General features: G+C 62.8%; 24 protein-coding genes. 6 read left to right on the top strand and 18 right to left on the bottom strand.

From position 1 onward, the window contains the following. Window positions 1–6: 6 nt before the first annotated feature. The 5 genes from OX459_RS00445 to OX459_RS00425 all read right to left on the bottom strand — a co-directional run bounded on the left by OX459_RS00445 (window position 7) and on the right by OX459_RS00425 (window position 6,448). Window positions 7–759 carry a hypothetical protein gene (locus OX459_RS00445; protein WP_289903294.1) on the bottom strand — a complete coding sequence of 251 codons (753 nt, stop codon included), beginning with the start codon at window positions 757–759 and terminating at the stop codon, window positions 7–9. A gap of 2 nt (window positions 760–761) precedes the next feature. After that, window positions 762–1,322 (bottom strand): sigma-70 family RNA polymerase sigma factor, encoded by a 561-nt coding sequence (locus tag OX459_RS00440; RefSeq protein ID WP_289903293.1) that lies wholly within the window; start codon window positions 1,320–1,322, stop codon window positions 762–764. Between the two features lie 49 nt (window positions 1,323–1,371). Further along, complete coding sequence (locus OX459_RS00435; protein ID WP_289903292.1) at window positions 1,372–3,261, bottom strand: beta-propeller domain-containing protein; 1,890 nt, start codon at window positions 3,259–3,261, stop codon at window positions 1,372–1,374. Between the two features lie 96 nt (window positions 3,262–3,357). After that, window positions 3,358–3,981 carry a trimeric intracellular cation channel family protein gene (locus OX459_RS00430; protein ID WP_099376350.1) on the bottom strand — a complete coding sequence of 208 codons (624 nt, stop codon included), beginning with the start codon at window positions 3,979–3,981 and terminating at the stop codon, window positions 3,358–3,360. A gap of 4 nt (window positions 3,982–3,985) precedes the next feature. Next, window positions 3,986–6,448, bottom strand: a complete 2,463-nt coding sequence (locus OX459_RS00425) for a PBP1A family penicillin-binding protein (protein ID WP_289903291.1) — start codon at window positions 6,446–6,448, stop codon at window positions 3,986–3,988. Window positions 6,449–6,592: 144 nt separating this feature from the next. On the opposite strand from OX459_RS00425, the gene OX459_RS00420 reads away from it, so the two are divergent. Further along, window positions 6,593–7,480 (top strand): HTH-type transcriptional regulator ArgP, encoded by an 888-nt coding sequence (locus tag OX459_RS00420; protein ID WP_289903290.1) that lies wholly within the window; start codon window positions 6,593–6,595, stop codon window positions 7,478–7,480. On the opposite strand, the gene OX459_RS00415 is transcribed toward OX459_RS00420, so the two are convergent. From OX459_RS00415 to OX459_RS00400, 4 genes are read right to left on the bottom strand one after another with little or no spacing between them, the layout of a single operon-like run. Beyond that, window positions 7,481–8,353 (bottom strand): ABC transporter permease, encoded by an 873-nt coding sequence (locus OX459_RS00415; RefSeq protein WP_289903289.1) that lies wholly within the window; start codon window positions 8,351–8,353, stop codon window positions 7,481–7,483. It abuts the gene before it with no gap. Then, window positions 8,350–9,195 carry an ABC transporter ATP-binding protein gene (locus tag OX459_RS00410; protein WP_289903288.1) on the bottom strand — a complete coding sequence of 282 codons (846 nt, stop codon included), beginning with the start codon at window positions 9,193–9,195 and terminating at the stop codon, window positions 8,350–8,352. Before OX459_RS00410 ends, OX459_RS00415 begins: the two co-directional genes overlap by 4 nt. 1 nt (window position 9,196) lies before the next feature. Next, a complete protein-coding gene (locus tag OX459_RS00405; protein ID WP_289903287.1) occupies window positions 9,197–10,210 on the bottom strand; it encodes an ABC transporter substrate-binding protein in 1,014 nt (337 codons plus the stop codon). Window positions 10,211–10,245: 35 nt separating this feature from the next. Next, the gene (locus OX459_RS00400; protein WP_289903286.1) at window positions 10,246–11,130 is read right to left on the bottom strand and encodes a TauD/TfdA family dioxygenase; all 885 of its coding nucleotides are present in this window, start codon (window positions 11,128–11,130) and stop codon (window positions 10,246–10,248) included. A gap of 212 nt (window positions 11,131–11,342) precedes the next feature. Between OX459_RS00400 and OX459_RS00395 the strand changes: the two genes are divergently transcribed. After that, complete coding sequence (locus OX459_RS00395; protein ID WP_289903285.1) at window positions 11,343–11,828, top strand: sel1 repeat family protein; 486 nt, start codon at window positions 11,343–11,345, stop codon at window positions 11,826–11,828. Between the two features lie 21 nt (window positions 11,829–11,849). Here OX459_RS00395 and can read toward each other — a convergent pair whose 3' ends face one another. The 7 genes from can to OX459_RS00360 form a co-directional block, all read right to left on the bottom strand. Next, complete coding sequence (gene can, locus OX459_RS00390; RefSeq protein ID WP_099666328.1) at window positions 11,850–12,521, bottom strand: carbonate dehydratase; 672 nt, start codon at window positions 12,519–12,521, stop codon at window positions 11,850–11,852. A gap of 136 nt (window positions 12,522–12,657) precedes the next feature. Beyond that, a complete protein-coding gene (gene dnaJ / locus OX459_RS00385; RefSeq protein ID WP_086147258.1) occupies window positions 12,658–13,791 on the bottom strand; it encodes a molecular chaperone DnaJ in 1,134 nt (377 codons plus the stop codon). 163 nt (window positions 13,792–13,954) lie between these two features. After that, window positions 13,955–15,898: a molecular chaperone DnaK gene (gene dnaK / locus OX459_RS00380; RefSeq protein WP_070290878.1), complete on the bottom strand. Its 1,944-nt coding sequence runs from the start codon at window positions 15,896–15,898 to the stop codon at window positions 13,955–13,957. A gap of 91 nt (window positions 15,899–15,989) precedes the next feature. Next, window positions 15,990–16,526: a nucleotide exchange factor GrpE gene (grpE, locus tag OX459_RS00375; RefSeq protein WP_251350097.1), complete on the bottom strand. Its 537-nt coding sequence runs from the start codon at window positions 16,524–16,526 to the stop codon at window positions 15,990–15,992. A 344-nt stretch (window positions 16,527–16,870) separates the two neighbouring features. Then, entirely contained in the window at window positions 16,871–17,980 is a 1,110-nt protein-coding gene (hemH, locus tag OX459_RS00370) for a ferrochelatase (RefSeq protein ID WP_251350096.1), read from the bottom strand. Window positions 17,981–18,252: 272 nt separating this feature from the next. After that, window positions 18,253–19,920: a DNA repair protein RecN gene (gene recN, locus OX459_RS00365; protein ID WP_289903283.1), complete on the bottom strand. Its 1,668-nt coding sequence runs from the start codon at window positions 19,918–19,920 to the stop codon at window positions 18,253–18,255. Between the two features lie 47 nt (window positions 19,921–19,967). Further along, window positions 19,968–20,927 carry an NAD kinase gene (locus tag OX459_RS00360; protein WP_289903282.1) on the bottom strand — a complete coding sequence of 320 codons (960 nt, stop codon included), beginning with the start codon at window positions 20,925–20,927 and terminating at the stop codon, window positions 19,968–19,970. Window positions 20,928–21,189: 262 nt separating this feature from the next. Here OX459_RS00360 and OX459_RS00355 point away from each other — a divergent pair, with 262 nt between their 5' ends. The 3 genes from OX459_RS00355 to gloA all read left to right on the top strand — a co-directional run bounded on the left by OX459_RS00355 (window position 21,190) and on the right by gloA (window position 22,507). Beyond that, window positions 21,190–21,456: a hypothetical protein gene (locus OX459_RS00355; RefSeq protein WP_289903281.1), complete on the top strand. Its 267-nt coding sequence runs from the start codon at window positions 21,190–21,192 to the stop codon at window positions 21,454–21,456. A gap of 106 nt (window positions 21,457–21,562) precedes the next feature. Next, the gene (locus OX459_RS00350) at window positions 21,563–21,985 is read left to right on the top strand and encodes an OsmC family protein (RefSeq protein ID WP_035828320.1); all 423 of its coding nucleotides are present in this window, start codon (window positions 21,563–21,565) and stop codon (window positions 21,983–21,985) included. A gap of 114 nt (window positions 21,986–22,099) precedes the next feature. Beyond that, window positions 22,100–22,507 carry a lactoylglutathione lyase gene (gloA, locus tag OX459_RS00345; RefSeq protein ID WP_010401713.1) on the top strand — a complete coding sequence of 136 codons (408 nt, stop codon included), beginning with the start codon at window positions 22,100–22,102 and terminating at the stop codon, window positions 22,505–22,507. A 4-nt stretch (window positions 22,508–22,511) separates the two neighbouring features. On the opposite strand, the gene OX459_RS00340 is transcribed toward gloA, so the two are convergent. After that, complete coding sequence (locus OX459_RS00340) at window positions 22,512–23,417, bottom strand: LysR substrate-binding domain-containing protein (RefSeq protein ID WP_289903280.1); 906 nt, start codon at window positions 23,415–23,417, stop codon at window positions 22,512–22,514. Between the two features lie 93 nt (window positions 23,418–23,510). Here OX459_RS00340 and OX459_RS00335 point away from each other — a divergent pair, with 93 nt between their 5' ends. Beyond that, window positions 23,511–23,978: a DMT family transporter gene (locus OX459_RS00335; protein ID WP_289903279.1), complete on the top strand. Its 468-nt coding sequence runs from the start codon at window positions 23,511–23,513 to the stop codon at window positions 23,976–23,978. A gap of 69 nt (window positions 23,979–24,047) precedes the next feature. Here OX459_RS00335 and OX459_RS00330 read toward each other — a convergent pair whose 3' ends face one another. After that, window positions 24,048–25,388 carry a TolC family outer membrane protein gene (locus OX459_RS00330; RefSeq protein ID WP_099666320.1) on the bottom strand — a complete coding sequence of 447 codons (1,341 nt, stop codon included), beginning with the start codon at window positions 25,386–25,388 and terminating at the stop codon, window positions 24,048–24,050. Window positions 25,389–25,486: the final 98 nt, after the last annotated feature.

The following is a 25,486-nucleotide window of genomic DNA, read 5'->3' as shown; positions in this document are numbered from 1 at the left end:
CGTTTTTTACTTCGTTTCCAGCCGCTGCCGCAGCTCCTCGGCTACCGGATAGTCGGGATACGCCTGCTGGAACGCCGTCCACTCCTCGTGCGCCAATACGCCTTCGCCGGCCTTCAAAAGGGCGTCGATCTTCACCAACCACACGGAAGCGTCGAGCTTTGCGGGCGGCGGCATCGGCGCGGAACGGGCCGCGACGGGCGCGGGCTTGGCAAGCGCGCGCTGCATGCTGGCCTCGGCCTGCATGGCAGCTTGCGGCTCCATCGCCTGATGCATGTCCGTGGGTGGCGGCGGTGGCGGCGATGCTGCCAGTTCAGCCGTCGGCGCTGACTTGGCTGCTGCCATGGCGCGCGGCGCTGACGCCGGTGCCTGCACGGGTGCACTGGAGACGACAGCCTGCGGCACCGGCGCCGCGGCAGGCATCACCTCCTGCGTGACCGGCTCCCCGACCACGGGAAATTGCGCCGGCTTCGAGCCGAACCAGTCCACTCCGATCAGGTTCACCGTCAACAGCACGGCCGCGGCCAGTCCCAGCGGAACGCGCCAGCGCTGCAGGTAGTCCGGTGCTTGCTTGGCGGGCGAGGTGCGCAGCACGCCATCGGCGCTGTCGTTCGCGGCCGCCGACTGCTGCAAGGCTTTTTCCGCGTCCGCCAGAATGGCCGCATCGAGCGCGCTGGAAGGCGCGGGCTGCGGCAGGCTGGCCAGCAGCGCGTTCAATTCCTCGTCGTGCCGTTCGTCGTTATCTTGATTGTGCGTATTCATGCCTATCCTCCCGCGCCAGCGGCGCTGTCCAAGCCCGCGCGCAATTTCTGCATGGCGTAGCGCAGCCGGCTCTTGACGGTTTCCGCTTCCGCCCCCGTCACCACGGCGATCTCGAGGATGCTCATGCCGCTGAACTGCTGCAGCACCAGCGCTTCCTTTTGTTCGGCCGGCAGCGCCGCGATGGCCGCATGCAGCAACGCGTGCTGCTGTTTCTGCTCCAGCGATTGCGGCGGCGATGCCCCCTCGTCCGCCAGTTCGCCCACGTCGTCGTGTTCCTGTCCTTCCCGCTGGCGCAGCAGGTCGATCAGGCGGTTGCGCGCGATCTGGTACAGATAGGTGCGAAACGCGGCCTGCGGCTGGTAGCCGGCGCGCGCCGCATGCAGGCTGGCCCACGCATCCTGCACGATCTCGTCCACCCACGCGCGGCGCGGCGCGCGCCAGGCCACGAAGCGGTACAGTCCCTGGCTATGGCGCCGGTACAATTCGCGAAACGACGGCAGGTCGCCGGCGCTATAGCGCAGCATCAGGTCTTCATCCGTCGCGGTAATGAGGGTGTCGGGCATGCGAAACAGTGTAGCCGAACTGCGCGGCAGCGGCAATTTCCCTGCTCCTTCAGCGTAAAGTGGACGCAATGGGCGCATAGCTGATGCGGCGCACTTCGCGGATCTGTCCTTCCTTGAGCGCTCCTTCCACCAATTCATAGCCGAGCAGGGCGAAAACCCGCCCCTGCAGGAACAGGGGACGCGCATTGCCATACCAGTCCACGCAGGACGCGCGGCAGCCGTCGTCCGGGGGCTGACCGGGCCGGGCCGCCAGCGCGCCCAGTTCCGTCAATTGCAAGCCGCTGTTGCGCAGGTATAGCACGGAAGCCGATGACTTGTTCAAGCCTGGCCGCTCGTCCGCGCCCAGGATGGGCAGGCCGATCATGCCCTCCCCCGCCGCTTGCGGCTTGTAGAAAAAGCCGTGGCTGCGCGATTCGCCCTGCGCCGCATCGGCGCGGATATAGCGCGCGGCAATCGCCGCCTGCGCCCCCAGGCGGATGCTGCTGAAATGCAGATCCCGTCCCTGCGCGCCGATCACCACGGCGTCATCGCCCAGCGCTTCGATGCGTTCCACGCCGTGCGGCAGGGACAGGGCTTGCACGCTGCCCCCATCGGCCCAGCGCACGGCATACAGGGGCTGGCGCGGCCAGGCCTGGTCGGCCTTGCGGCGTCCGGGATTGCCCGGATTGCCGTACAACAGATACGGTCCCACATAGCGGTTTTGCAGCCCGTAGCCGCCACCACCGGGCAGCGCCTTGTAGCTGCTGGCGGGCGCACTGTCGCGGCCATCGGAAAACGACGCCAATGGCACGCGCAGCAGCGCCATGTCACCCCGGCCACGCGTGCCATCCCACATGGCGTCGCCCTGGCCTTCGGCGCGCAGCAGGACGTTCAGGTGGCCATCCGCGCTTTCCAGGAACGAGAACTGGTCGACGGGTGCGCCGGCCACCTTCAGTGCGCTGGGTGCGCTGCCATCGAGGGGGATGCGGAACAGGCCAGAATCGCTGCCCCGGCGCGTCGTCCACACAAAGACGGATTCGCCCGACACATAAAATACGCGGCCCTGCGGTCCCATCACGGCGGTCGCTTCACAGCGCATGTCGCGCTGCGCCAGGTCGCACACGGTGACCGTGTGCAGGGTCAGGCCGGCGCCCATCTCGGGTTCTTCGTCGGTGCGGTAGATGCGCGTGGCTGGGGCGATGCGTTTGAAGTCCGATGGTACGGCGTCGGGACGCCAGCGTCGCAGCGCGGGAAAGCCGCCGAACGGGTCGCCACGGCGCAAGTTCAGCGACAAGGGCGAGTAAAACACCAGCTTGCTGCCGATCAAGCGGCTCGCGTAATTGCGCGACGAGTAATAATCGTTGGAGCGCAAGTGGTAGGTGGCGCGGTAGGCCAGCTTGCCGTCCCCATCGATGTCGAACAGGCCGATCTCCGTGCCGCCCCGGCTGTAGCTGTAGCCGATCACCACCACCGTGTCGCCGTCGATCAGCATCTCGTCATACCAGCTGCCGGAAGGGTCGCTGCCCGGCACGAACGCGTCGAGCGAGGCGACGGGCTGCAGGGCCTTGCCACCCACCTGCACGGTGAACAGCTTGCCGCGCCGGAGCATCACCAGGTGCTTGCCATGCAGCTTGACGATGCCGCCTTCGTCCACGCCCGCCGTCTGCACATTGGTGACGGATTCCGCCGCTTCTGCCGACGCTGCCGGCGCGGCTTTCGCCGCCATCGGCGCGGGAGGAGCCGGCGCTGGTACCGCCATGTACTGCGCCGTGGCGCCCTGCAGTTTCTGCTGTTCCCTTTGCTGTGCCGCCTGGCGCGCCTGCAACTGCTGCAGGTAGCTGCTCAAGGCCTGCTCGCTGGCAAACGGCGCCAGGGTCTTGCGCGGCGCCATGCCGGCGGCGTGGCAGCCCGCCGACAGCAGCAGGGACAGTATCAATGTGATCTTGAGGGCGTTGGACATCGCTTCTTCTCCGGTTGGCTGGGGTGTCCAACATGAAACGCAGCGGCGGAGAAAAAGGGGTTAAATGCGCGTAAAAATATTCAGGAGGCTAGCGCCCTATTCAAATCCGCGAATCCGGTCGCCATTGAAATTCGGCAGGCGCCACTCGAAGTGCAACGCCAGGAAGCGGAACAGGAAACCGGCGCCGATGGATGCCAGCTGCGCCACCGAGCTGTCGACCTTGAAGTACAGCAGACCGACATACAGGCTGCCCGTAAACAGGGCCACGGTGGCATACACTTCACGCTGCAGCACGAGGGGAATCTGGTTGCACAAGATATCGCGCAGCAGGCCGCCGAAAACGCCCGTGATCATCCCCGCCAGCACGACGATGGCCGGATGCATCTTGGCCGACATGGCGATGTCGCAGCCGATCACGCAAAACGCCACCAGGCCCAAGCCATCGACCAGCAGGAAGACGGCGCGCAGATGGTGCAGGTAGCGCGCGACAAAGGCCGTAACGACGGCCGCGCCGATGGTAAACAGCAGGTACTCGGGATGCGCGATCCAGCCCAGCGGATAGTGCCCCAGCAGCACGTCGCGCACCGTGCCGCCGCCGAGCGCCGTGACGGTGCCGATCATGCAGATGCCGAACAAATCCATGCCGCGCCGCATGCCCATGATGGCGCCGGACATCGCTTCGGCGACAATCGCCACCAGGTAAATCGTATATAACAGCATGCTCTTACTCTTCCGAAAATGATTTGAGAATTTGTTCGCGTTCGCGCGCTTCGCTCAGGGCGCGCGCCTCGTTCGTGCCCGTGCTGGAGCCGCCGTTGCCAGCATCGCCGTGCGCCATGCGTGTATCCGCCCCCAGGCTGCCGCAGCTGACGCTGCTGTGGATAAAGGCAAAGTTATCCTTCAGGCAGTCGCCGGCCAGGTATTCGGCATACACGTAGTCACCGTCGAGCAGGGACAGACCTGCCGGTTCGGCCAGCACCTGCTCGCGGCGGCCCTGCACGGCCACCTGCATGTAATCGCGCCAGACGGGCAGCGCCAGGGTGCCGCCGGTGGCATTGCCCAGGCTCTTAGGCTGGTCGTAGCCGAGCCAGACGACGGAGACGAGGCCCGAGGAATAGCCGGCGAACCAGGCGTCGTAGGCGTTGTTCGAGGTGCCCGTCTTGCCGGCCGCGTCGCCGCGCCCCAGCGCCAGCGCGCCGCGGCCCGTGCCGCTCTTGACGACGTCGCGCAGCATGCTGTCCATGACGTAGGCATTGCGCGTGGAGATGACTTGCCTGCCCGGTGCCGGTTCGCCTTTCGCGCGTGGCGCCGCATCGCTGAACAGCACTTCTCCGCTGCGGCTGCGCACTTCCTTGATCAATTTCGGCGGCATCTGCACGCCGCCATTGGCAAACACGGCATACGATTGCGCCAGCTGCAGCGGCGTGACGGCGCCCGCGCCTAGCGCCAGCGGCAAGGAAACGGGATTGCGCGCGCTCTCGAAACCGAAGCGCGTGGCGTAGTGCTGCACATAGTCTGGACCGGCCGCCTGCATCAGGCTGACGGCCACCAGGTTTTTCGAGCGCACGAGGCCCCGCCGCACGCTGATGAAGCCTTCATAGTTATTGCCGTAATTGCGCGGACGCCAGGGCTGCGCGCCCGTTTCCTGCGGCAGCAGCAGGCGCTGCGTATCGTCCACGGCCGTACCGGGGAAATATCCCTTTTCCAGCGCCGCCGAATACACGAAGGGCTTGAAGCTGGAACCGGGCTGGCGGTAGGCTTGCATGGCGTGGTTGTAGTGGTTGCGGTAGAAATCGAAGCCGCCCGCCATGGCGACGATTTCGCCGCTGTGCGCCTCGACGGAAATGAGCGCGCCTTCCATCTCGGGCAACTGGCTCACCAGCCAGCGGTTTTTTGCCGCGTCGTACACCACGCGGATCACGCTGCCCTCGACGATGGCGCGCTTGCCATCCCACTGCAGCTTGCCGCCCAGGCGCGCGTCCGATGCCGTCAGCACGATCTCGTCGCCATTGCGCAGCTGCGCCTTGACCTGGCGCGTGCCGCTCGTCTCCACCTTGCGCACCAGCGCGGCGCGCAATTCGCCGCTGTCCGGATAGGCGGCCAACTGGCGCGCCACGCTGTCTTCGGAGGCGGCCAGGCGCGCTTCCGGGCCACGGTAGCCCCGCCGTGCCTGCGCATTCAATAAACCATCGCGCAGCGACTTGTCGGCCGCCCGCTGTGGCGCCATGCGGATGGTCGTCGTCACGTCCAGGCCCATGCTGTAGGCACCCTCGGGATAGCTTTGCAGGATCAATTGGCGCGCTTCCTCGACCGCATACGCGGCCGCGTGCACGGGGCTGTTGCGGTCCTTGTTCAGGGCCAGTTTTTCCGCCACCGCCGCATCGTATTCGGCTGGCGTGATGTAACCGAGTTCGCGCATGCGCTGCAGGATGTAGTGCTGGCGCACGGTCGCGCGCTGCGGATTGGCGACAGGGTTGTAGGCCGATGGAGCCTTCGGCAAGCCGGCCAGCATGGCTGCTTCGGCGATGCTGACGTCGGCCAGCGGCTTGTCGAAATAAATGTTCGAGGCGGCGGAAAAGCCGTAGGAGCGCTCGCCCAGGTAAATCTGGTTCATGTACAGCTCCAGCAGCTTGTCCTTGCCGTAGTGCTGTTCCAGCTTGTAGGCGAGCAGCATCTCCGTCAGCTTGCGCTGCACGGTCTTTTCGCGCGACAGGAAGAAGTCGCGCGCCACCTGCATGGTGATGGTGCTGGCGCCCTGCGCGTGGTGGCCGGTGACGACATTGGCGAGCGTCGCGCGCGTGAGGCCATAGAAATCGACGGCGCCGTGTTCGTAGAAGCGCGCATCCTCGATGGCCAGCAAGGCCTGGCGCATGCGCAGGGGGATCTCCTTCAAGGGCAGAAATTCGCGGCGCTCTTCGCCGTATTCGGCCAGCAGCTCGCCTTCGCTGGAGAAAATGCGCAGCGGCAGCGCGGGCTTGTACTGGGCCAGGTGCTCGACGGCGGGCAAATCCTGCCACGCCTGGCGCAGCCACCAGCCGCCCGCCAGGGCTGCGGACAAGCCCAGGCCCAGAGTCAGTCCCAGGCCGAATTTCAGCTTGCGCGCCAGCTTGGATGGCGGCTTGCGCGCCGTGGCGCCGTCTTTGCCGCTGTCTTGCGAGCTATCTTGCGCCGTATCTTGCGTTTCCATATTGTCATTCCTTTGCTGCCAGGAGGCCCCGCGCAGGCGCGCGGCACTCCATCAAAGAGGTATTGTGCACTGCAACGCACCTATCCTTATGAAAAGTAAGTATTATTTAGTATTGATAAATTTTTCTTATGTTAGGCGCGCACCATGGACCTCAATCCCAAGCACACGGAAGCGTTCCGCGCCGTCGTCGAAACGGGCAGCTTCGAGCAGGCGGCGCTGCGGCTGCATCTGACGTCGCCCGCCATTTCGCAGCGGGTGCGGGCACTGGAAAGCCAGCTGGGCAACGCCCTGATCGTGCGCAGCCGTCCTGCGCGCGCCACGCGCATGGGCCAGCGGCTGATGCAGTATCTGAAGCGGGCCAAGCTGCTGGAAGCGGACTTGCAGGCGGAACTGGCGGTGCAGCAGGATGCCCCGCTGACCCTGGTGCTGGCGCTGAACGCGGACTCGATGGGCACCTGGTTCTTCCCGGCCCTGTCCGAGGTGCTGATACGCGAGCGCGTGCTGCTGGACCTGACCGTGGAAGACCAGGACCACACCTACACCTTGCTGGAAACGGGCATGGCGATCGGCTGCATCAGCACGGAGCCCAAGCCCATGCGCGGCTGCACGGCCGAGCCGCTGGGCGTGATGCGCTACTGGCTAGTGGCCACGCCCGCGTTCCGCCAGCAGTGGTTCGCGCACGGGCTGACGCGCAAGGCGGCGCGCACGGCGCCCGTCGTCGCCTACACGCGCAAGGACACGCTGCAATCGTCGTTCCTGCAAGAGGCGCTGGGGCTGCCCGAAGGGGCCTATCCCTGCCATTACGTGCCGGGCGCCACCTCGCACTTCAACGCCATCCGCTACGGCCTCGGCTACGGCATGGTGCCCGAGCTGCTGCTGAAAGCGAATACGGATGGCGAGCTGGTCGAAATGCTCACGCCCAAGACCCCGGCCGACGTGGCCCTGTACTGGCATACGTGGAAGGTGCAGTCGCCGCGCCTGGAGCAGCTGTCGCGGCAAATCGTCGGGGCGGCACGCAGCATGCTGAAATAGCTATCGCTGCATGCCCCAGCGCTTGAGAGTCACGCGTTCCAGGCTGCGAAAGCCGATGTTTTCCACCAGCAAGCCGATGACGATGACGGCTGCCAGTCCCGCGAACACCTTGTCCGTGTACAGCTCGTTGCGGTTCTGGAAAATGTACCAGCCCAGGCCGCCCTGGCCCGACGTGGTGCCAAATACCAGCTCGGCCGCGATCAGGGTGCGCCAGGCAAACGCCCAGCCGATCTTGAGGCCCGAGACGATAGAAGGCAAGGCGCCCGGCACGAGGATGTGCAGCACCAGGCGCAAGCCGTTCAAGCCGTAATTGCGGCCCGCCATGCGCAGGGTGTCGGGCACGCCCTGGAAGCCCGCATACGTGTTCAAGGCCAGCGGCCACATCACGGAATGGACAATGACAAAGATCAAACTGGCGCGCCCCAGGCCAAACCATAATAAAGCCAGCGGCAACAGGGCAATGGCGGGCAGCGGGTTCAGCATGGCCGTCAGGGTTTCCAGCACGTCGCGCCCGATGCGGCTGGACACGGCCAGCAAGGTCAGCACGAAGGCGGCCAGCACGCCCATGGCATAGCCCTGCAGCAAGACGACCAGGGATGCGGCCGTACGCGTGAGCAATTCGCCGCTGGCGATGCCGCCGATGAATGCCTGCGCCGTCTGCAAAAAACTGGGCAACAATAAATCGTTGTGCGTCCAGCGCGCCGCGCCTTCCCACAGCAGGGCCAGGCTGAGCAAAATCAAGGCCTTGCGCCATAGCGCATGCTGGCCCAGGCGCTGCCAGCGCGACAGCGGCCGCTCGACGGTGACGCCGGCCGGCGGCGGTGCCGCGTAGACGAATTCCTGGCGGATCGGCGGTTCCAGCAGCGCGCTCATACGGCCTCCCTGCGTGCCGCGTCAGCTTGCTGGGCGGGAGCAACGTCCTCATCGAACAGCAAACCATGGATGCGGCTGCTGGCAGCCTGGAATTCCGCGCTGCCGGCGCTGTGCAGACCGAACTGATGGCTGTTGAGTTCGGCGCGTACCCGGCCCGGATGAGGCGACAGCAGCAGGATGCGGTTGCCCACGACCAAGGCTTCCTCGATCGAATGCGTGACGAACACGAGCGTAAAACGCAGCTCTTCCCACAAGCGGCTCAGCTCTTCCTGCATCTTGCGCCGCGTCAAGGCGTCGAGGGCGGCAAACGGCTCGTCCATCAGCAGCACTTCCGGCTGCATGGCCAGGGCGCGGGCGATGGCTACCCGCTGTTTCATGCCGCCCGACAAGGTATGCGGATGGGCATCCTCGAAACCGGCCAGGCCCACCTTGGCGATCCAGTGATGGGCGCGCTCCCGGGCCGCCACCTTGTCCAGCCGCTTGCTGGCAAGCAAGGGGAACATGACGTTTTCCAGCACCGTTTTCCATGGCGGCAACTGGTCGAATTCCTGGAATACGACGACACGGTCCGGCCCCGGTTTCTGGATGGCCTGGCCCTGCATGGCGATGCTGCCCGCGCGCGGCGCGATGAAGCCGGCCACGGCTTTCAGCAATGACGATTTGCCGCAGCCGGATGGCCCCAGCAGCACAAAACGGTCGCCGCGGAACACGTCGAAACTGACGTCATGCGTGGCGCGCACGGTGCGCTGTTCGGTCCGATATTCCAGGCTGACATTCTTGACGCTGAGCAAAGGCTGTAAGGCGACTGGCGGACGTACCAGGTGAAAAGCGGGTGCGTTCATGTCAGCCTCCTTGCGTAATGGCAGGGTCGTCAAAGAAGTAGTCGCGCCAGCTGTCAGGCAGGTTGCGGATGGCGTTCACGCGGTGCAAAAATTGCGCCAGGCCATGGGTGTTTTGCGGCGAGATCTTGAATTGCACTTGCGGATTCGCAAAGATTTTCAGCAGCAGGTTGCGGTCCACCTTGCTCTTGTTGACCTTGATATAGATGTCGGCCGCGCCTTGCGGATTGCTGCTCGCATACTGCGCCGCTTCCGCCAAGGCGGCGATGAAGGCGCGGTAAGTCTTCGGATTGTCCTTGCGGTACTTTTCCGTCGCATACAGCAGGGTCGACGAACTGGGCCCGCCTTGCACGTCGTACGAGTTCAGGATGATGTGGGCGTTCGGGTTTTGCGCCAGTTCCTGTTCCTGGAACGGCGAATTGCCGAAGTGGCCGGTCAGCTCCGTGCCGCCGGCGATGATGGCGGCCGCCGCGTCCGGGTGCGGCAGGGTTTGCGTGATCTTATCGAGGCGGGCGAATTCCTTGTCGCCCCACTGCTTCGCCACCGCCATTTGCAGGATGCGCGCCTGCACGGAAACGGACACGGCGGGCAGGGCGATGCGGTCCTTGTCCGTCAAGTCCGCCAAGGTTTTTACCTTGGGGTTGTTGCTGATCAAATAGTAGGGAAAATTGCCCAGCGAAGCCACGCCGCGCACGTTCTGCCTTCCCTTGGTGCGGTCCCAGATGGTCAGCAGCGGCCCCAGCCCGGCCCCCGCGATATCGATGTTGCCCGACAACAAAGCGTCATTGATGGCCGGCCCGCCGGACAGGGTGATCCACTCGACCTTGACATCGACGCCCTGCTGCTTGCCATGCTTTTCGATCAGCTTTTGTTCCTGCGCAATATTGAGCAGCAAGAAGGTGATGCCATGCTGGCCCGCGATGCGGATCTGCCCTTCGGCCCGTGCCATGGACATGGCCATGCACAGCAGAGCGATGGCGGCGAGCAGGCGGCGGGCAAAGCTAAAGATCGGCAACATGGACACTCCTTGGGTCAGATCAACAGTCAAAAAAATCAATACGGCGCATCGCCTTCGATGGTGGTGCGATACAACTTGCGGCGCTGGTCGGGCGGGCAGCCCGTCGCCAGGTGCATCAGCGAGCGGTTGTCCCAGAACACCAGGTCGTGCGGCTGCCAGCGGTGCAAATATAAATGCTCCGGGCGCACGCTGTGGGCAAACAGTTCATCGAGCAGGGCGCGGCTTTCATCGTCGGGCAAGCCGACGATGCGCGTGGTGAAGTGTTCGCTGACAAACAGGGCGCGGCGGCCCGTTTCCGGGTGCACGCACACGACGGGGTGCGTCACGGGTTTGACTTCATCGACCTGCGCCTGCGTCAGCGCGGGCCGCCATGGGTTGCGGCGGCGCAATTCCTCGTACTGGCTCAGGTAGCTATGCTCGGCACGGGCGCCGCGCACGGCGTGGCGCAGCGCGGCCGGCAAGCTTTCCCACGCCAGGTGCATATTCGCAAACACGGTATCGCCTCCGTCCTGCGGCAACTCTTGCGCGTGCAGCATGGAACCGAGGCTGGGTACTTCCTTGTATGACAGGTCGGAATGCCAGAAATGGCCCGCGTCGCCCAGGCCGATGGGCTGGCCATCCTCGACGATGTTCGAGATGATCAGCACTTCCGGCTGCGTGGGCAGCTGGAACTGGCGCAGCACGTGGATTTGCAGGGGGCCGAAGCGGCGGCTGAAATCGACTTGCTGCTGCGGCGTGATGCGCTGGTCGCGGAACACCAGCACGTGATGGTCGAGGTGGGCGTGGTGCAGGCGCTGGAAGTCGCCCAGCGACAGCGGCTGCGCCAGGTCCAGCCCCAGCACTTGCGCGCCGAGCGGCGCATCGAAAGTCTCGATACGGAACGGGCTGGAAGAAAACGCGGGTTTCAGGACGGCCGACATGGGAATTCGCCAAGAGTCAGGGGAAGTCCACTGTATGCCGGCCAGCCATGCTTGCAAACGAAGCATTTACTATATGGATATGCGCGGCGCGTTGCGCCACGCTGCCACAGCGGCTGTCACGAATTGGCACAGCAGTACCGGCGTTGCCCGGGAATTGCGCTAGCACGCAACTTGCTTATCTACCAAGCTTTAACCCTAGCCCCGGGAAAGCCATGCCCACCTACGCCCTGCTGCTCGCCTTGCTGTTGACTGTTCCCGTCCATGCCCAGGATAGCCAGGGTGAAAGTGATCTCAGCTACAAAGCCTATGTGCACAGCGACAAGCGCATCAAGTGCTTGTACGGCTATGCGGCCGACAAGACGGGCGACCATGCGGCCGCCGTCGCCATCTTTGAAGATTGCATCCGGCGCTGGAACGATGTGTATTCGATGATTTGGCTGGCCCAGCTGTATGAAACGGGCATCGGCGTGACCAAGGACCTGGCGCAGGCGACGGCGCTGATGCGGCGCGGCGCGCATACGAATGATGACGCCGGCTATGCGCGGCTGGCGCGCTACCACTATGGCGTGGCGCTGGCCGAAGGCCGGGGCACGCCGCAGGACATTCCCCAGGCCAAGACCTGGCTGCGCCAGGCGGCGCAAGAGGGCGTGCGGGAGGCGGCCGACTACCTGGGCCGCCTGGAAGGCGCGGCACCTTAGCGCCGCGCCAGCATTGCTGGCTTACGCCGTCGCTTCGTAGCGGGCCAGGCGGGCCGCCATGCGCGGCGCCAGTTCGTGGCCGGCCTTGACGGTCACTTCCAGGTCGTTCAGCAAGCCATCCTTCAAGCCATAGACCCAGCCATGGACGCTGAGTTCCTGGCCGCGTTCCCACGCATCTTGCACGATGGTGGTCTGGCACACGTTCAAGACTTGTTCCACGACGTTCAGTTCGCACAGGCGGTCGCCCCGCTGGCGGCTGGTCAGCACGTCGCCCAGGTAGCGCTCATGCTTCTGGCCCACATCCTGCACGTGGCGCAGCCAGTTGTCGACCAGGCCGATGCGCGTGCCCGTCATGGCCGCATGCACGCCCTTGCAGCCGTAATGGCCGACGATGATGACATGTTTGACTTTCAGCACGTCCACGGCAAATTGCAGGACGGACAGGCAATTGAGGTCGGAATGCACAACCACATTGGCAATATTACGGTGCACAAACACGTCGCCAGGCGCCATACCCAGCAGTTCGTTGGCGGGCACGCGGCTGTCGGAGCAGCCGATCCACAGGTATTCGGGCGACGTTTGCGCTTCCAGATTCTTGAAGAAGTTCGGGTCTTTCGCCACCATCGAGTCGGCCCAGCGGCGGTTACGCTGCAGCAGTTCCGCCAGGGCCAGGCCATTTTTCGGTTCGGTCATATCGCTCCCATTGTGTGCGTACGACTGAGTTGGCGGCAGATCGCGCCCATAGGCCGGCGATGCGTGCATATTTCTCAGTCGTGGTGAAAAAAACGCCGGGATGTTTCAGCATCCCGGCGCATGGTATTACGTGTGCTTACTCAAAAAAATCCTTGACCTTGTCTTTCCAGGTCTTGCTTTGCGGACTGTGCTTGGCACCGCCCTCGGTCGTCGACTTTTCAAAGTCGCGCAGCAGGTCTTTCTGTTTTTCCGTCAGTTTCACCGGCGTTTCGATGGCCACGTGGCAGAACAGGTCGCCCGCGTAACCGGAGCGCACGCCCTTGATGCCCTTGCCTTTCAGGCGGAAGGTTTTACCTGACTGGGTGCCTTCGGGAATCGTGAACGACACTTTGCCGTTCAGGGTCGGCACCTCGATTTCGCCGCCCAGGGCCGCCTTGGCGAACGAGATCGGCATTTCGCAATGCAGGTCGTCGCCTTCGCGCTGGAACACGGCGTGCGGTTTGATGTGGATTTCCACATACAGGTCGCCCGACGGGCCGCCATTCGTGCCCGGTTCGCCGTTGCCGGACGAACGGATACGCATGCCGTTGTCGATACCGACTGGAATTTTCACTTCCAGGGTCTTGTTGCGCTTGATGCGACCGGCACCGCCGCATGGCGTGCACGGGTCAGTGATGACCTTGCCGCTGCCATGGCATTTCGGGCAGGTTTGCTGAATGCTGAAGAAACCTTGCTGCATGCGCACCTGGCCGTGACCACCGCACGTACCGCAGGTGGTGGGCGAAGTGCCCGGCTTGGCGCCGCTGCCGTGGCACGTGTCGCACTTGTCCCAGCTCGGCACGCGGATGGTCGTGTCGAAGCCGTGAGCAGCTTGCTCCAGTGTAATTTCCAGGTTGTAGCGCAAGTCGGCGCCACGGTACACCTGTGGACCCGCATTGCGGCTGCGTCCACCGCCACCGCCAAAGATGTCGCCGAAGATATCGCCGAAGCTGTCGGCAAAGCCGCCAGCACCGCCGCCGAAGCCGCCACCGCCGCCCATGTTCGGGTCCACGCCAGCGTGACCGTAACGGTCATACGCATCGCGCTTTTCCGGATTGGTCAGCATCTCGTAGGCTTCTTTGACTTCCTTAAACTTTTCTTCCGATTCCTTGCTATCCGGATTGCGGTCCGGATGGTATTTCATCGCCAGTTTACGGTAAGACTTTTTGATCTCTTCTTCCGAAGCATTTTTTGCGACACCGAGTGTCTCGTAAAAATCACGCTTTGCCATGTTGTCGGCACCTTGCAGTCTATCTACTGATGTAAAAATTACACGAAAAAGCCGAGTCGAGTGCTGCGCTAGGCGCAGCGACTCGGCTCGGCCGGTCTTCGCGGCTAATCCCGCGATGTAGCGTTCAGCCCGGCTACCCCCAGTTCATGGGAGCGCAAGACAATTACTTGCTGTCTTTGACTTCTTTGAAGTCAGCGTCAACAACGTCGTCTTGCTTGGCGCCTGCGTCCGATGCGCCAGCAGCTTGCTGTGCACCTTCCGCGCCGCCGGCAGCTTGCTGCGCTTGCATGTCGGCATACATTTTTTCGCCCAGTTTCTGCGATGCGCTCGACAGTGCTTCCACCTTGGCGTCGATCTCAGCCTTGTCGCCCGCCTTGATGCTTGCTTCCAGGTCGGTGATCGCCGCTTCGATCTTCTCTTTCTCGCCCGCATCCAGCTTGTCGCCGTATTCGGTCAAGGATTTCCGGGTCGAGTGTACCAGAGCATCGGCTTGGTTGCGCGACTCGGCCAATTCTTTGACCTTCTTGTCTTCTTCCGCGTTCAACTCGGCGTCTTTCACCATCTTCTGGATTTCAGCCTCGGTCAAGCCGGAATTGGCCTTGATCGTGATCTTGTTTTCCTTGCCGGTGGCCTTGTCTTTCGCGCCGACATGCAAGATGCCGTTGGCGTCGATGTCGAAGGTCACTTCGATCTGTGGCGTGCCGCGCGATGCTGGCGGGATGCCTTCCAGATTGAATTCGCCCAGACCCTTGTTGCCGGCGGCGATTTCGCGCTCACCCTGGAAGACCTTGATGGTCACCGCAGGCTGGTTGTCGTCGGCCGTCGAGAACACTTGGCTGAACTTGGTCGGAATCGTCGTGTTTTTGTGGATCATCTTGGTCATCACGCCGCCCAGGGTTTCGATACCCAGGGACAGAGGGGTGACGTCCAGCAACAGCAAGTCCTTGCGTTCGCCCGACAGGACCGAACCTTGAATCGCTGCGCCCACGGCGACGGCTTCGTCCGGGTTCACGTCCTTGCGTGGATCCTTGCCGAAGAATTCCTTCACTTTTTCCTGTACCTTCGGCATACGCGTCATACCGCCGACCAGGATGATGTCATCGATGTCCGACACTTTCACGCCAGCATCTTTGATAGCGGTACGGCATGGTTCCATCGTGGCCGTGATCAGCTCTTCCACCAAGGACTCCAGCTTGGCGCGGGTCATCTTCAGGTTCAAGTGGACCGGTGCGCCGTTCGCCATGGCGATGTACGGCTCGTTGATCTCGGTTTGTTGCGACGACGACAATTCGATCTTCGCGCGCTCGGCCGAAGCCTTGATGCGCTGCAGGGCGATCGGATCTTTTTTCAGGTCGATGCCGTTGATCTTCTTGAACTCGTCGATGATGTAATCGATGACGCGCTGGTCGAAGTCTTCGCCGCCCAGGAAGGTGTCGCCGTTGGTCGACAGCACTTCAAATTGTTTCTCGCCATCAACATCCGCGATTTCGATGATCGACACGTCGAACGTACCGCCACCCAAGTCATACACGGCGATTTTACGGTCGCCTTTTTCGGTCTTGTCCAGGCCGAACGCCAGCGCTGCCGCGGTTGGCTCGTTGATGATGCGCTTGACGTCCAGGCCAGCGATACGGCCGGCATCCTTGGTGGCTTGACGCTGCGAGTCGTTGAAGTACGCAGGCACGGTGATGACGGCTTCGGTGACTTCTTCACCGAGGTAGTCTTCTGCCGTTTTCTTCATCTTGCGCAGGACTTCAGCCGAAATTTGCGGCGGCGCCAGTTTTTTGTCGCGTACGCCGATCCATGCATCGCCGTTGTCGGCTTTCATGATTTGGTACGGCATCAGCGCGATGTCTTTTTGCACTTCTTTTTCGTCGAACTTGCGACCGATCAAACGCTTGACTGCGTACAGCGTGTTTTTCGGATTGGTCACGGCCTGGCGTTTCGCCGGCGCGCCGACGAGAATTTCGCCATCTTCTTGATAAGCAATAATCGACGGCGTCGTGCGTGCGCCTTCAGCGTTTTCGATTACCTTTGGTTGACCGTTTTCCATGATGGAAACGCAGGAATTCGTGGTTCCCAGATCGATACCGATAATTCTACCCATGATTTTTTTCCTTTTATTTGCTAGATTTCAGATGGTTCTTATATGTGGCAAAGCGGCATGGTTTCAAGGCTTGCTTGATGCCGCCCTCTGATTATTTTGCTTGCGCGGTCGTTACAATGGCTGGACGCAGCAGGCGGTCCGCAATCATATAGCCCTTTTGCAGGACTGACACGATGGTATTGGCTTCCTGGTCCGCTGGCACCACGGCAACAGCCTGGTGCTTCATCGGATCGAGCTTCTCGCCCTGCACCGGCAACACTTCCACCAGGCGGTTGCGCTCGAACGCGGCGTTCAGTTGCTTCAGGGTCATCTCGACGCCTTCTTTCAGCGAGTCGATGGTCGGTGTTTCCACCGTCAGCGCCGTTTCCAGGCTGTCCTTCACCGGCACCATGGCTTCGGCAAAGCTTTCCACTGCGAATTTATGCGCTTTAGCAACATCTTCCTGCGCGCGGCGGCGGATATTTTCGCCATCGGCCTTGGCACGCATGAAGGCATCGTGCATCTCTGCAAGACGCGCTTCGGTACTCGCCAGCTGCTCTTCCAAAGTAGGCTCTGCGGGAGTCGATGGGGCAGTCGCCGCGGCGTCCGCTTGCGGATTAGGTACAGCTTGGTTTTCCTGATCTTGCATCTGAAAAGCTCCTACAATCAATGACTTAAATGAGTTAGTCTAACTATCTTTACAACACTAACGGGCAGATGGGGCTATATCCTATTGTTTCAAGGGGTATGCATGGCAAAACCGGAATTACAGCGATCCATGTTACAGCTTATTACAAAGCACTTCCCATTTCGGGCAGCGATCCGTGCGCGCCCCCCTTGATTTTCCAGGCTTCCCACGGCAAAGCGGGCATTCTACCAGCCCCGCCGCAGCCATCGCCACTGGCGATGTTGCTATTCGGAAAACCCCTTGGCTGCGCCAGACATGACAAAGCCGCGCAAGCGCGGCTTTTTATTATCAAAAAATAATTTCCTTTAATTCGGCGCGCCCAGGGCCAGGGCCGCCGTGCGCGCCTGCTCGCCCGCCTTCTTGTCCGCTTCGCGCTGCGCCGCCGTCTTCATCGTCGGCCAGCCAATCATGTGCTGTTCGGCAATTTCCGCCAGGCCCGCGATCCAGGCTGGCGTTTCGTTCAGGCAAGCGATGTAATGAAACTGCTGGCCGCCGGCCGCTTCGAAGTCATGCTTGGCCTCCATGGCGATCTCTTCCAAGGTTTCCAGGCAATCGCTGGTAAAGCCCGGACACAGCAGGTCGACGCGCTTGACACCCTGTTGCGCCAGCGCCACGAGGGTGGGCGCCGTGTACGGCTGCAGCCATTCGGCCTTGCCAAAGCGCGACTGGAAGGTCACCACGTATTGATCTTTGCTTAATTTCAACTTTTCCGCCAGCAAGCGCGCCGTTTTCAGGCATTGGCAGTGGTAGGGATCGCCCAGCAGCAAGGTGCGCTTGGGCACGCCATGAAAGCTCATCACCAGTTTTTCGGGACGGCCATGCGCTTCCCAGTGGTTCAGCACGGAATCGCGCAAGGCGTCGATATACGTGTCGTGCTCGTGATACTGCTTGATAAAGCGCAATTCCGGCACATTGCGCACCGTGGCGTAATGGGCAAACACGGCGTCGTAGATGGAACCCGTCGTCGTGCCCGAGTATTGCGGATAGGCCGGCAGGATGGCGATGCGCTCACAGCCTTCGCTTTTCAGCCTGGCCAGCACCTCCGGCAGGGAAGGCGAACCGTAGCGCATGGCCATGGCCACAGTGACGCCATCGTGCCCCCGCTCGGCCAGGGCGCCGGCCAGCAATTTCGCCTGCTTTTGCGTGTGCACTTTCAGGGGCGAACCGTCGCGCGTCCAGATCGACGCGTATTTCTTGGCCGACTGGCCGGAGCGGAAAGGCAAAATGATCAGGTTCAAAATGAACCACCAGACGAGACGGGGAATCTCCACCACGCGCGGGTCGGACAAAAATTGCTTCAGGTAGCGCCGCACGGCCGACGAAGTCGGCGCATCGGGCGTGCCCAGGTTGACCAGCACCACGGCGCTGCGGTCGATACTGCCATGCGTGTACGGCGGTTCTGTTTGAAATGACATGAAGGCTCTTCGAAGGCGTTGGATGGATTAGCCGACCATTATAGTTACATTGCGTCAACATCGGGAAAGATGGAAAGGAACGGCATAAGGCTAACTGCCATTCTCACCAGACCGGTTTACGCTAACAACACCTAACAAAACCGTAGCGAGCGGCAGCGAGGCTCGGCGCCCCCGTTGGCCCGAGCAGCGCAGCTGTGCGAAGCATGGGGCCGCCGAGGCAGTGAGCATCGCAGGCCGCGACCCGCGACGCGCAGTAGGTTTGGTTAGGTGTACTAGATAGCCAGCAATTCGCGTGCATGCTTGCGCGTGGTGGCCGTGATTTCCAGGCCGCCCAGCATGCGCGCCACTTCTTCCACCCTGGCCTTGGCGTCGAGCATGTCGATGCGCGACGCCGTCTTGCCATTGTCCAGGGTGCTTTTTGCCACCTGGAAATGCTGATTTGCCTGGCTGGCCACTTGCGGCAAGTGGGTCACGCACAGCACTTGCCGTCCCTGCCCCAGGCGTTTCAACAGCCGCCCCACCACTTCCGCGACGGCGCCGCCGATGCCGCTGTCGACCTCGTCGAAGATCAGGGTCGGCGTGGTGGTGGCGTGCGAGGTGATGACGGAGATGGCCAGCGCGATGCGCGCCAGTTCGCCGCCGGACGCGACTTTTGCCAGCGAGCGGGGCGCCGTGCCCGCATGGCCGGCGACGAGAAATTCCACTTGTTCGAGCCCGTGGGCGGCCGGTTCGCACGGGTGCAGGGCGATTTCAAAGCTGCCGCCCGTCATGCTCAGTTCCTGCATGGCGCGCGTGACGGCATGCCCCAGTTCCAGGGCGGCGGCGCGCCGCGTGTTTGATAACCGTTCGGCCACGCCGCGGTATTCCGCCTCGATCTTCGCTTCCTGGCGCAGCAAGCCCTCGATGTCGGAGGCGTCGGCCAAGTGCTGCAGCTTTTCCGACAGCTTCGCGTGTTCCTCAGGCAACTCTTCCGGCGTGACGCGGAATTTGCGCGCCGTGCTGTGCATGGCTTCCATGCGCGCGTCGAGCTGGTGCAAGCGCTCCGGGTCCAGTTCGACCCGGTCCAGGTAATTGTTCAGCGCGTACACGGATTCCTGTAATTGAATGCGCGACGATTCGATCAGGTCGACAATCGGTTGCAATTCCGCATCGACGGACACCAGCTTGCCCAGCTTCTGGTTCAGGCCCGACAGTTGCGACACGATCGGATGGTCTTCCTGCTCAGAAATGATGGACAAGGCTTCCTGCGCCCCTTCCAGCAGGCTGGCCGCGTGCGACAGGCGGCTGTGCTCGTTCGTGATCTCCGTCCATTCGCCGGGCTTGGCAGCCAGTTTTTCCAGTTCTCCCACTTGCCATTCCAGGCGTTCGCGCTCGTACAGCACATTGGCGGCGTTGGTTTCGAATTCCTCGCGCTGGCGCACGAGGGCGCGCCAGCGCTTGTGCAGGGCGGCAACTTGCCGCGCATCCTGTTCCGCGCCCGCTTCGCGCGCCGTCGCCTGGCCGTCGAGCAAGGCGCGCTGCGCTTCGCTTTTCAGCAAGGACTGGTGCGCATGCTGGCCGTGGATGTCGACCAGCATGTCGCCCAGCTCGCGCAGCTGCGCGGCCGTGGCGGGGATGCCGTTGATATACGCCTTCGAGCGACCCGCGTTGTCGATTACGCGGCGCAACAGGGCACCGCCCTCGTCGTTGGCGAACTCATTGGCGACCAGCCACGCTTGCGCCACCTCGCTGACGGAAAAATCGGCCGTGATGTCGGCCTTGGCCGCGCCTTCGCGCACCACGCTGGCGTCGCCGCGCCCGCCCAGCGCCAGGGTCAGCGCATCGATGAGGATGGACTTGCCGGCGCCCGTCTCCCCCGTCAGCACGCTGAAGCCGGCGGAAAATTCCAGTTCAATGGTATCGACAATGACAAAATCGCGAATGGACAGTGTATGGAGCATGGCTTCTGTGGTTGGGCGGCGCACCGCGGGTTGACGTGGAGAAAATGTTAGCTGAGCTTACCCTCGCCCGACGGGTACTCATTCCAGTGCAATTTTTCACGCAGGGTGTTGTAGTAACTCCACCCTTCCGGATGCAGGAAGGTAATCGCATGTGGCGAACGGCGGATGAGGATGCGGTCTTGCTGCACCAGGCTGGCAAAGGTCTGCATATCGAAATTGACGCTGATATCGCGCCCGCGCACGATTTCCACGACGATCTGGCTGGAGTCGGGCAGGACGATGGGACGGTTCGACAGCGCATGCGGGGCGATCGGCACGAGCACGATGCCGCCCAGGGTCGGATGCAGCAAGGGGCCGCCGGCCGACAGCGAGTACGCGGTCGAGCCCGTGGGCGTGGAAATGATCAAGCCATCCGAGCGCTGGTTGTACATGAAGTGGCCATCGACCTCGACGCGCAATTCGGCCATGCCGGCGCCGCCGCCGCGCGAGACGACGACATCGTTGACGGCCATGCCCACGTGTATCGACACGCCGTCACGCAGCACGCTGCCTTCGAGCAAGGTACGGCGTTCGGCCTTGAAGCGGCCGCCGAGAATTTGCGCCAGCACGGGCAGCATGCGCTCGAGCGGAATATCCGTCATGAAACCCAAACGCCCCTGATTGATACCGATCAAAGGTACGTCGAATGGCGCCAGCTGGCGCGCAATGCCCAGCATGGTGCCGTCGCCGCCCATGACGATGGCGCAATCGGCGGCGGCGCCGATCTCGGCCGGCGACATGGCGCGCACGCCGGGAAACGCCAGGTTCAGGTGCGCGGCCGTCTCCGCCTCAAACACCACCGTGTGGCCCAGCACTTGCAGGAAATCGACGATGCTTTTCACGGGCTCGGCAATGCCATCCGTATTCTGGCGCACGACCAGGGCGATGGTCTTGGCGCCCAGGTTGAAGCGCTCGCCCGGGGCTGGCAAGGTCGCGGCTGGCTGTTCGGCGTGTGTATCGACGGGCATAAGAGTCTCGGTAGTGAATTCGGTGGCAAACCGCCCCAGGCTGTCGCATCGCACGCCGGCATCGCATAATACTGTATATATGCACAGTATAGTGCGGCTGCCGCGTGCCTGCAAGGGGCGTTCTTGGTGTTGCACGCAGTGTAGCGCAGAAAAAGAATCGTCCATGCGTGCGCCAGCGCTCCCTGCCCTGACAAATCCGCTTGCGGGCAGCACGGCGCGGCAGGACACTGATGGCACATCATTTTTACTGTCAGGAGGCCATATGGCTACCCAGCCAAGCGAGCGCAAGATCAATACCGATGAAAAAGTCAGCAATGACGGCGTCGACCGCCTGCCGCACGAGCGCGACGAGTCGCCCGATGCGCAAAACGCGCGCCCGCGCAAGATCATGCAGCAGGCAGCCAGCGACCTGGAGCAAGGCCTGGTGGATACGGACCGGCATGCCCAACCCGGCGTGGAAAAGGTCAAGCCGGCCGAACCGAAACAGGCGCGCCCCGACGCAGAACTGGAACCAAAGAAGGCGCGCTGAGTCGAACCGTCATGGGCCGCGCATGCTCCCACAGTGTGACGCAACGAACGGAAGCGGCAAGCCCCGGCGCGCATGATGGACGCTCGAACCACGCAAGGAGTACATCATGAAAAAAACAGGATCAGCCGTCTGGAGTGGCGGCCTTAAAGATGGCAAAGGGTTTATTTCCACCCAAAGCGGCGCGCTCGACAACGTAGCCTATGGCTTCAACACACGCTTCGAAGACGGTCCCGGCAGCAATCCGGAAGAACTCATTGGCGCCGCCCATGCGGCCTGCTTCACCATGGCCCTGTCCGGCCAGCTGGGCGAGGCGGGCTTGCGCGCCACGGCCCTGAAAACCACGGCCGACGTCAGCCTGGAAAAAATCGATGGCAGCTATGCCATCACGGCCGTGCACCTGACCCTCGTGGCCACCATCCCCGGCGCCACCGACGAAGCGTTCCAGGACGCGGCCCTGCGCGCCAAGCTCGGCTGCCCCGTGTCCAAATTGCTGGCCACGGAAATCACCCTGGACGCCCATCTGGAGTAATGCCGGCATGCCGTCCGCTGCCGTCCCCTCACCGGACGGCAGGGGCGGCCTCGGCAAGAAAGCCGTAAAACGCATAAAATCCTGCCATTCCCCTATCACCCTCAAGGATTTACGATGCGTATTTTGCACACCATGTTACGGGTCGGCGACCTGCAGCGCTCCATCGATTTTTACACCAAGGTCCTGGGCATGAAATTGCTGCGCACCAGCGACAACCCGGAATACCAGTACACGCTGGCCTTCGTCGGCTATGGATCGAATCCCGACCATGCGGAACTGGAACTGACGTATAACTATGGCACCACCAGCTACGAGCTGGGCACGGCGTATGGCCACATCGCCATCTCGGCCGACGACATCGTCGCCGCTTGCGACGCGGCACGCGCGAATGGCGGCAACGTCACGCGCGAACCGGGCCCCGTGAAAGGCGGCAACACGGTCATCGCCTTCATCACCGACCCGGACGGCTACAAGATCGAATTGATCGAGCGCAAGTTCGACGGCCAGGGCGGCGGCCTGTAATACCTCAGCCTGGCTCGGCGGCCTGTGCAATGGCCGCGCGCAGCCAGGCGATGCCTGCATCGCCGTCCGTGCGGCGGTGCCGTATCACTTCAAACGCAAACGGCGCGATGGCAAACGGCACAGCGTACTGTGCCAGCCCTTGCGCCGCGCTGCCCTGCAAGGCGCGCCGCGCCACCGTCAGGACCAAGTCCGTCCCCCTCACAACATCCGGAGCGACCGTCCAGTACGGCACGCGCACGGCGATGCGGCGCGTCTGTCCCAGCTGGGCCAGGGCCGCGTCGACTTCGGCCGCCATGCCGCCCTCGCTGGACGCCACCAGCACATGGGGACGCGCCAGATAGGTGTCCAAACTCAGCATTTCACCGGCCGCCAGGCTGGCCGGATCGAGCGCGCACGCGAACGTTTCCTCAAATAAAGTTTCTCTGTGTAACTGCTCGGGCAGTTGCGGGAATACACCAAGCGCCAGGTCGATCTCGCCATCCTGCACGCCAGCGATCACGGCCGGACGGCTGGCGTAGCTGACAGCCAGGTCGATGCCGGGCGCGTCCGCGCGCAAACGCCGCAGCAAAGCAGGCAAGAGCAAGGCCGCGCCGTAATCCGACATGGCCAGGCGAAACACGCGCTGCGCCGTGGCCGCCTCGAAGACGGCGCCGCCCAGCACGGAACGCACGCTTTGCAGGGCTTCGGCCAAGGGCCGCGCCAATTCCAGTGCGCGCGCCGTCGGCTGGAAGCCGCCCTTGCCGCGCAATAGCAGCGGGTCGCCGAGCAAGTGGCGCAAGCGGGCCAGCGCATGGCTGACGGCAGGCTGGCTCATATGTAACCGTTCGGCCGCGCGCGACAAATGGCGCTCGCTGAGCAGCGCATCCAGGATCACCAGCAAGTTCAAATCGACGGCGCGTAGATTATTCATTTCATGCATAGTTGGATGACAAACTACGAATTGGATTTAATCATGACAGCATAATACGATGATCGCATCAACTCAACAAAGATGGAGTCGCACATGTATGGATGGATCACCGTATTTGCCCCGCTGGCCATGCTGGCCGGCGCCGTCGTTCCCTTCCAGGCGGGCGCGAATGCCGCGCTGGGCCGCAACCTGGGCCACCCGCTGTGGGCCACCCTCGCCTCGCTGGCCGTCAGCGCCGTGCTCGCGTCGCTCGTGATGCTGCTCTGGCGGGTGCCGGCGCCCGATGTCCAGCTCGCCATGCGCGGGCCGGGCTGGTCCTGGCTGGGCGGCGCGGCCGGCGTGTTCTATATTACCGCCGCGCTGATGCTGGCGCCGCGCATGGGGTCCGGCCCCTTCATGGCGGCCGTCATCGGCGGGCAAATGCTGGCCGCACTGGCCATCGACCGCTACGGCTTTCTGGGCTTTGCCGTGAAGCATATTTCTCCGCTGCACTGGGCCGGTGCGGGGCTGGTGGTGGCGGGCGTGATCCTGACGCAAGTGGCCAACAGCCGCGCCGTGTGATAACACCGCAAGACGAAAAAAAACCAGCGCCGTCGCCGGGGCTGGTTTTCATTCAAAGCAAGATCGCGCTTACTTGTCCAGCAAGGCATTGACGGGCATCAAATCCGTTTCCTTCAGGGTGCCGGCCGCCGCCTTCAGGCGCAAGCCGTTCATGATGGTGTCGTAGCGGGCTTTCGACAGGTCTTTCTGCGTCGAGAACAATTGTTTCTGCGCATTCAACACGTCGATATTGATGCGCACGCCTACTTGATAGCCGAGCTGGTTCGACTCCAGCGCCGATTTGCTCGACACTTCCGCCGCTTCCAGCGCCTTGACTTGCGCCAGGCCGCTATTGACGCCCAGGAAAGCCTGACGCGCGCCTTGCGAGGCCGTGCGACGTGCCGTTTCCAGGTCGTTGCGGGCCTTGTTTTCCAGCGCGATCGATTCGCGCACCTTGCTGGTGACGGCAAAGCCGCTGAAGATCGGAATGCTCCACTGCACGCCGATGGCATTATTGTTATTGCCGTTGCCATTGCCGCCACCCGAAGAATAGGTATGGCCAGCGTTGGCGATCAGGTCCACGGTCGGGTAGTGGCCGGCGCGGTTGCGGCCGATGTCGCGCTTGGCCGATTCCACATTGAACTGGGCCGTGACGACGCCGTAGTTCTGCTCTTCCGCGGACGACACCCACGGCTCGACGGCAGCCGGTTCGGGCGCGCTGATGACGACGCCCGTGCGCATCGGCGCCAGGGTGGTCGGCGCTTCGCCGATGATGGTTTGCAAGGCGCTGCGCTTGTTGGCCAGGTCATTGATGGCGGCAAATTCCTGCGCCACCACCAGGTCGTAAGCCGCTTGCGCTTCGTGCGTATCGGTAATCGTTTGCGTGCCGACTTCGAAGTTGCGCTTGGCCGATGCCAGTTGCTCCGTCGTGGCGACCTTTTGCGCCTGCGTGGCGCCCAGGTTGTCCTGCGCGCTCAGCACATCGAAATACGCCTGCGCCACGCGGGTGATCAGGTCTTGCTGCACTTGTGCAAATTGCGCTTCGGCAATCGCCTGCGCCAGCTTGCTTTGCTGATAGGTTTCCCAGCGATCCCAGCGGAACAGCGGTTGCGCCAGTGTCAAATTGTAGGCATTCGTGCGCACATTCACGGACGGCGAGGTGATCTTGTTGCCGCCATTGTTCTGGGCGATCTGTTCCTGATTGCCACGCGTATTGCTGCCAGACGCGGAGATTTGCGGCAGCAAGCCTGCCAATCCCTGCGGAACCCGCTCCATCCCGGCCGACAGGGCCGCGCGCGCGCTGGCGTACTGCGCGTCATTGGCCAGCGCCTGCTGGTACACCTGGATGAGATCGGCCGCCTGCGCTTGCAGCGAGTATGTCATCGAGACAAAGGCGCTGGTCATCAGCACGGCGATAAGGGGTTTCCGCATTGCATTTCTCCGTTGGAGTCGTCAAAAGTTGATGGAATCAAAAATCTGCTACCGCTTGCCTTGCGCCCGCCGGGTGAGCGGGGTACAGGCCTCCGCAG

The organism is Janthinobacterium sp. SUN026 (genome assembly GCF_030397625.1).
In the GTDB taxonomy this organism is placed as follows: Bacteria; Pseudomonadota; Gammaproteobacteria; order Burkholderiales; family Burkholderiaceae_D; genus Janthinobacterium; species Janthinobacterium kumbetense.
The sequence above is the reverse complement of the archived record's forward strand: the minus strand, read 5'-3'. Positions and strand labels throughout refer to the sequence as shown.

Coding starts and splice junctions, on each gene's coding strand:
- recN (WP_289903283.1), bottom strand. CDS start 19,920: ATGCTCCATACACTGTCCATTCGCGATTTTGTCATTGTCGATACCATT.
- gloA (WP_010401713.1), top strand. CDS start 22,100: ATGCGTATTTTGCACACCATGTTACGGGTCGGCGACCTGCAGCGCTCC.
- OX459_RS00440 (WP_289903293.1), bottom strand. CDS start 1,322: ATGCCCGACACCCTCATTACCGCGACGGATGAAGACCTGATGCTGCGC.
- OX459_RS00445 (WP_289903294.1), bottom strand. CDS start 759: ATGAATACGCACAATCAAGATAACGACGAACGGCACGACGAGGAATTG.
- dnaJ (WP_086147258.1), bottom strand. CDS start 13,791: ATGGCAAAGCGTGATTTTTACGAGACACTCGGTGTCGCAAAAAATGCT.
- hemH (WP_251350096.1), bottom strand. CDS start 17,980: ATGTCATTTCAAACAGAACCGCCGTACACGCATGGCAGTATCGACCGC.
- grpE (WP_251350097.1), bottom strand. CDS start 16,526: ATGCAAGATCAGGAAAACCAAGCTGTACCTAATCCGCAAGCGGACGCC.
- OX459_RS00350 (WP_035828320.1), top strand. CDS start 21,563: ATGAAAAAAACAGGATCAGCCGTCTGGAGTGGCGGCCTTAAAGATGGC.
- OX459_RS00330 (WP_099666320.1), bottom strand. CDS start 25,388: ATGCGGAAACCCCTTATCGCCGTGCTGATGACCAGCGCCTTTGTCTCG.
- can (WP_099666328.1), bottom strand. CDS start 12,521: ATGACCGAACCGAAAAATGGCCTGGCCCTGGCGGAACTGCTGCAGCGT.
- OX459_RS00405 (WP_289903287.1), bottom strand. CDS start 10,210: ATGTTGCCGATCTTTAGCTTTGCCCGCCGCCTGCTCGCCGCCATCGCT.
- OX459_RS00435 (WP_289903292.1), bottom strand. CDS start 3,261: ATGTCCAACGCCCTCAAGATCACATTGATACTGTCCCTGCTGCTGTCG.
- OX459_RS00395 (WP_289903285.1), top strand. CDS start 11,343: ATGCCCACCTACGCCCTGCTGCTCGCCTTGCTGTTGACTGTTCCCGTC.
- OX459_RS00420 (WP_289903290.1), top strand. CDS start 6,593: ATGGACCTCAATCCCAAGCACACGGAAGCGTTCCGCGCCGTCGTCGAA.
- OX459_RS00335 (WP_289903279.1), top strand. CDS start 23,511: ATGTATGGATGGATCACCGTATTTGCCCCGCTGGCCATGCTGGCCGGC.
- OX459_RS00410 (WP_289903288.1), bottom strand. CDS start 9,195: ATGAACGCACCCGCTTTTCACCTGGTACGTCCGCCAGTCGCCTTACAG.
- dnaK (WP_070290878.1), bottom strand. CDS start 15,898: ATGGGTAGAATTATCGGTATCGATCTGGGAACCACGAATTCCTGCGTT.
- OX459_RS00355 (WP_289903281.1), top strand. CDS start 21,190: ATGGCTACCCAGCCAAGCGAGCGCAAGATCAATACCGATGAAAAAGTC.
- OX459_RS00430 (WP_099376350.1), bottom strand. CDS start 3,981: ATGCTGTTATATACGATTTACCTGGTGGCGATTGTCGCCGAAGCGATG.
- OX459_RS00340 (WP_289903280.1), bottom strand. CDS start 23,417: ATGAATAATCTACGCGCCGTCGATTTGAACTTGCTGGTGATCCTGGAT.
- OX459_RS00415 (WP_289903289.1), bottom strand. CDS start 8,353: ATGAGCGCGCTGCTGGAACCGCCGATCCGCCAGGAATTCGTCTACGCG.
- OX459_RS00425 (WP_289903291.1), bottom strand. CDS start 6,448: ATGGAAACGCAAGATACGGCGCAAGATAGCTCGCAAGACAGCGGCAAA.
- OX459_RS00400 (WP_289903286.1), bottom strand. CDS start 11,130: ATGTCGGCCGTCCTGAAACCCGCGTTTTCTTCCAGCCCGTTCCGTATC.
- OX459_RS00360 (WP_289903282.1), bottom strand. CDS start 20,927: ATGCCCGTCGATACACACGCCGAACAGCCAGCCGCGACCTTGCCAGCC.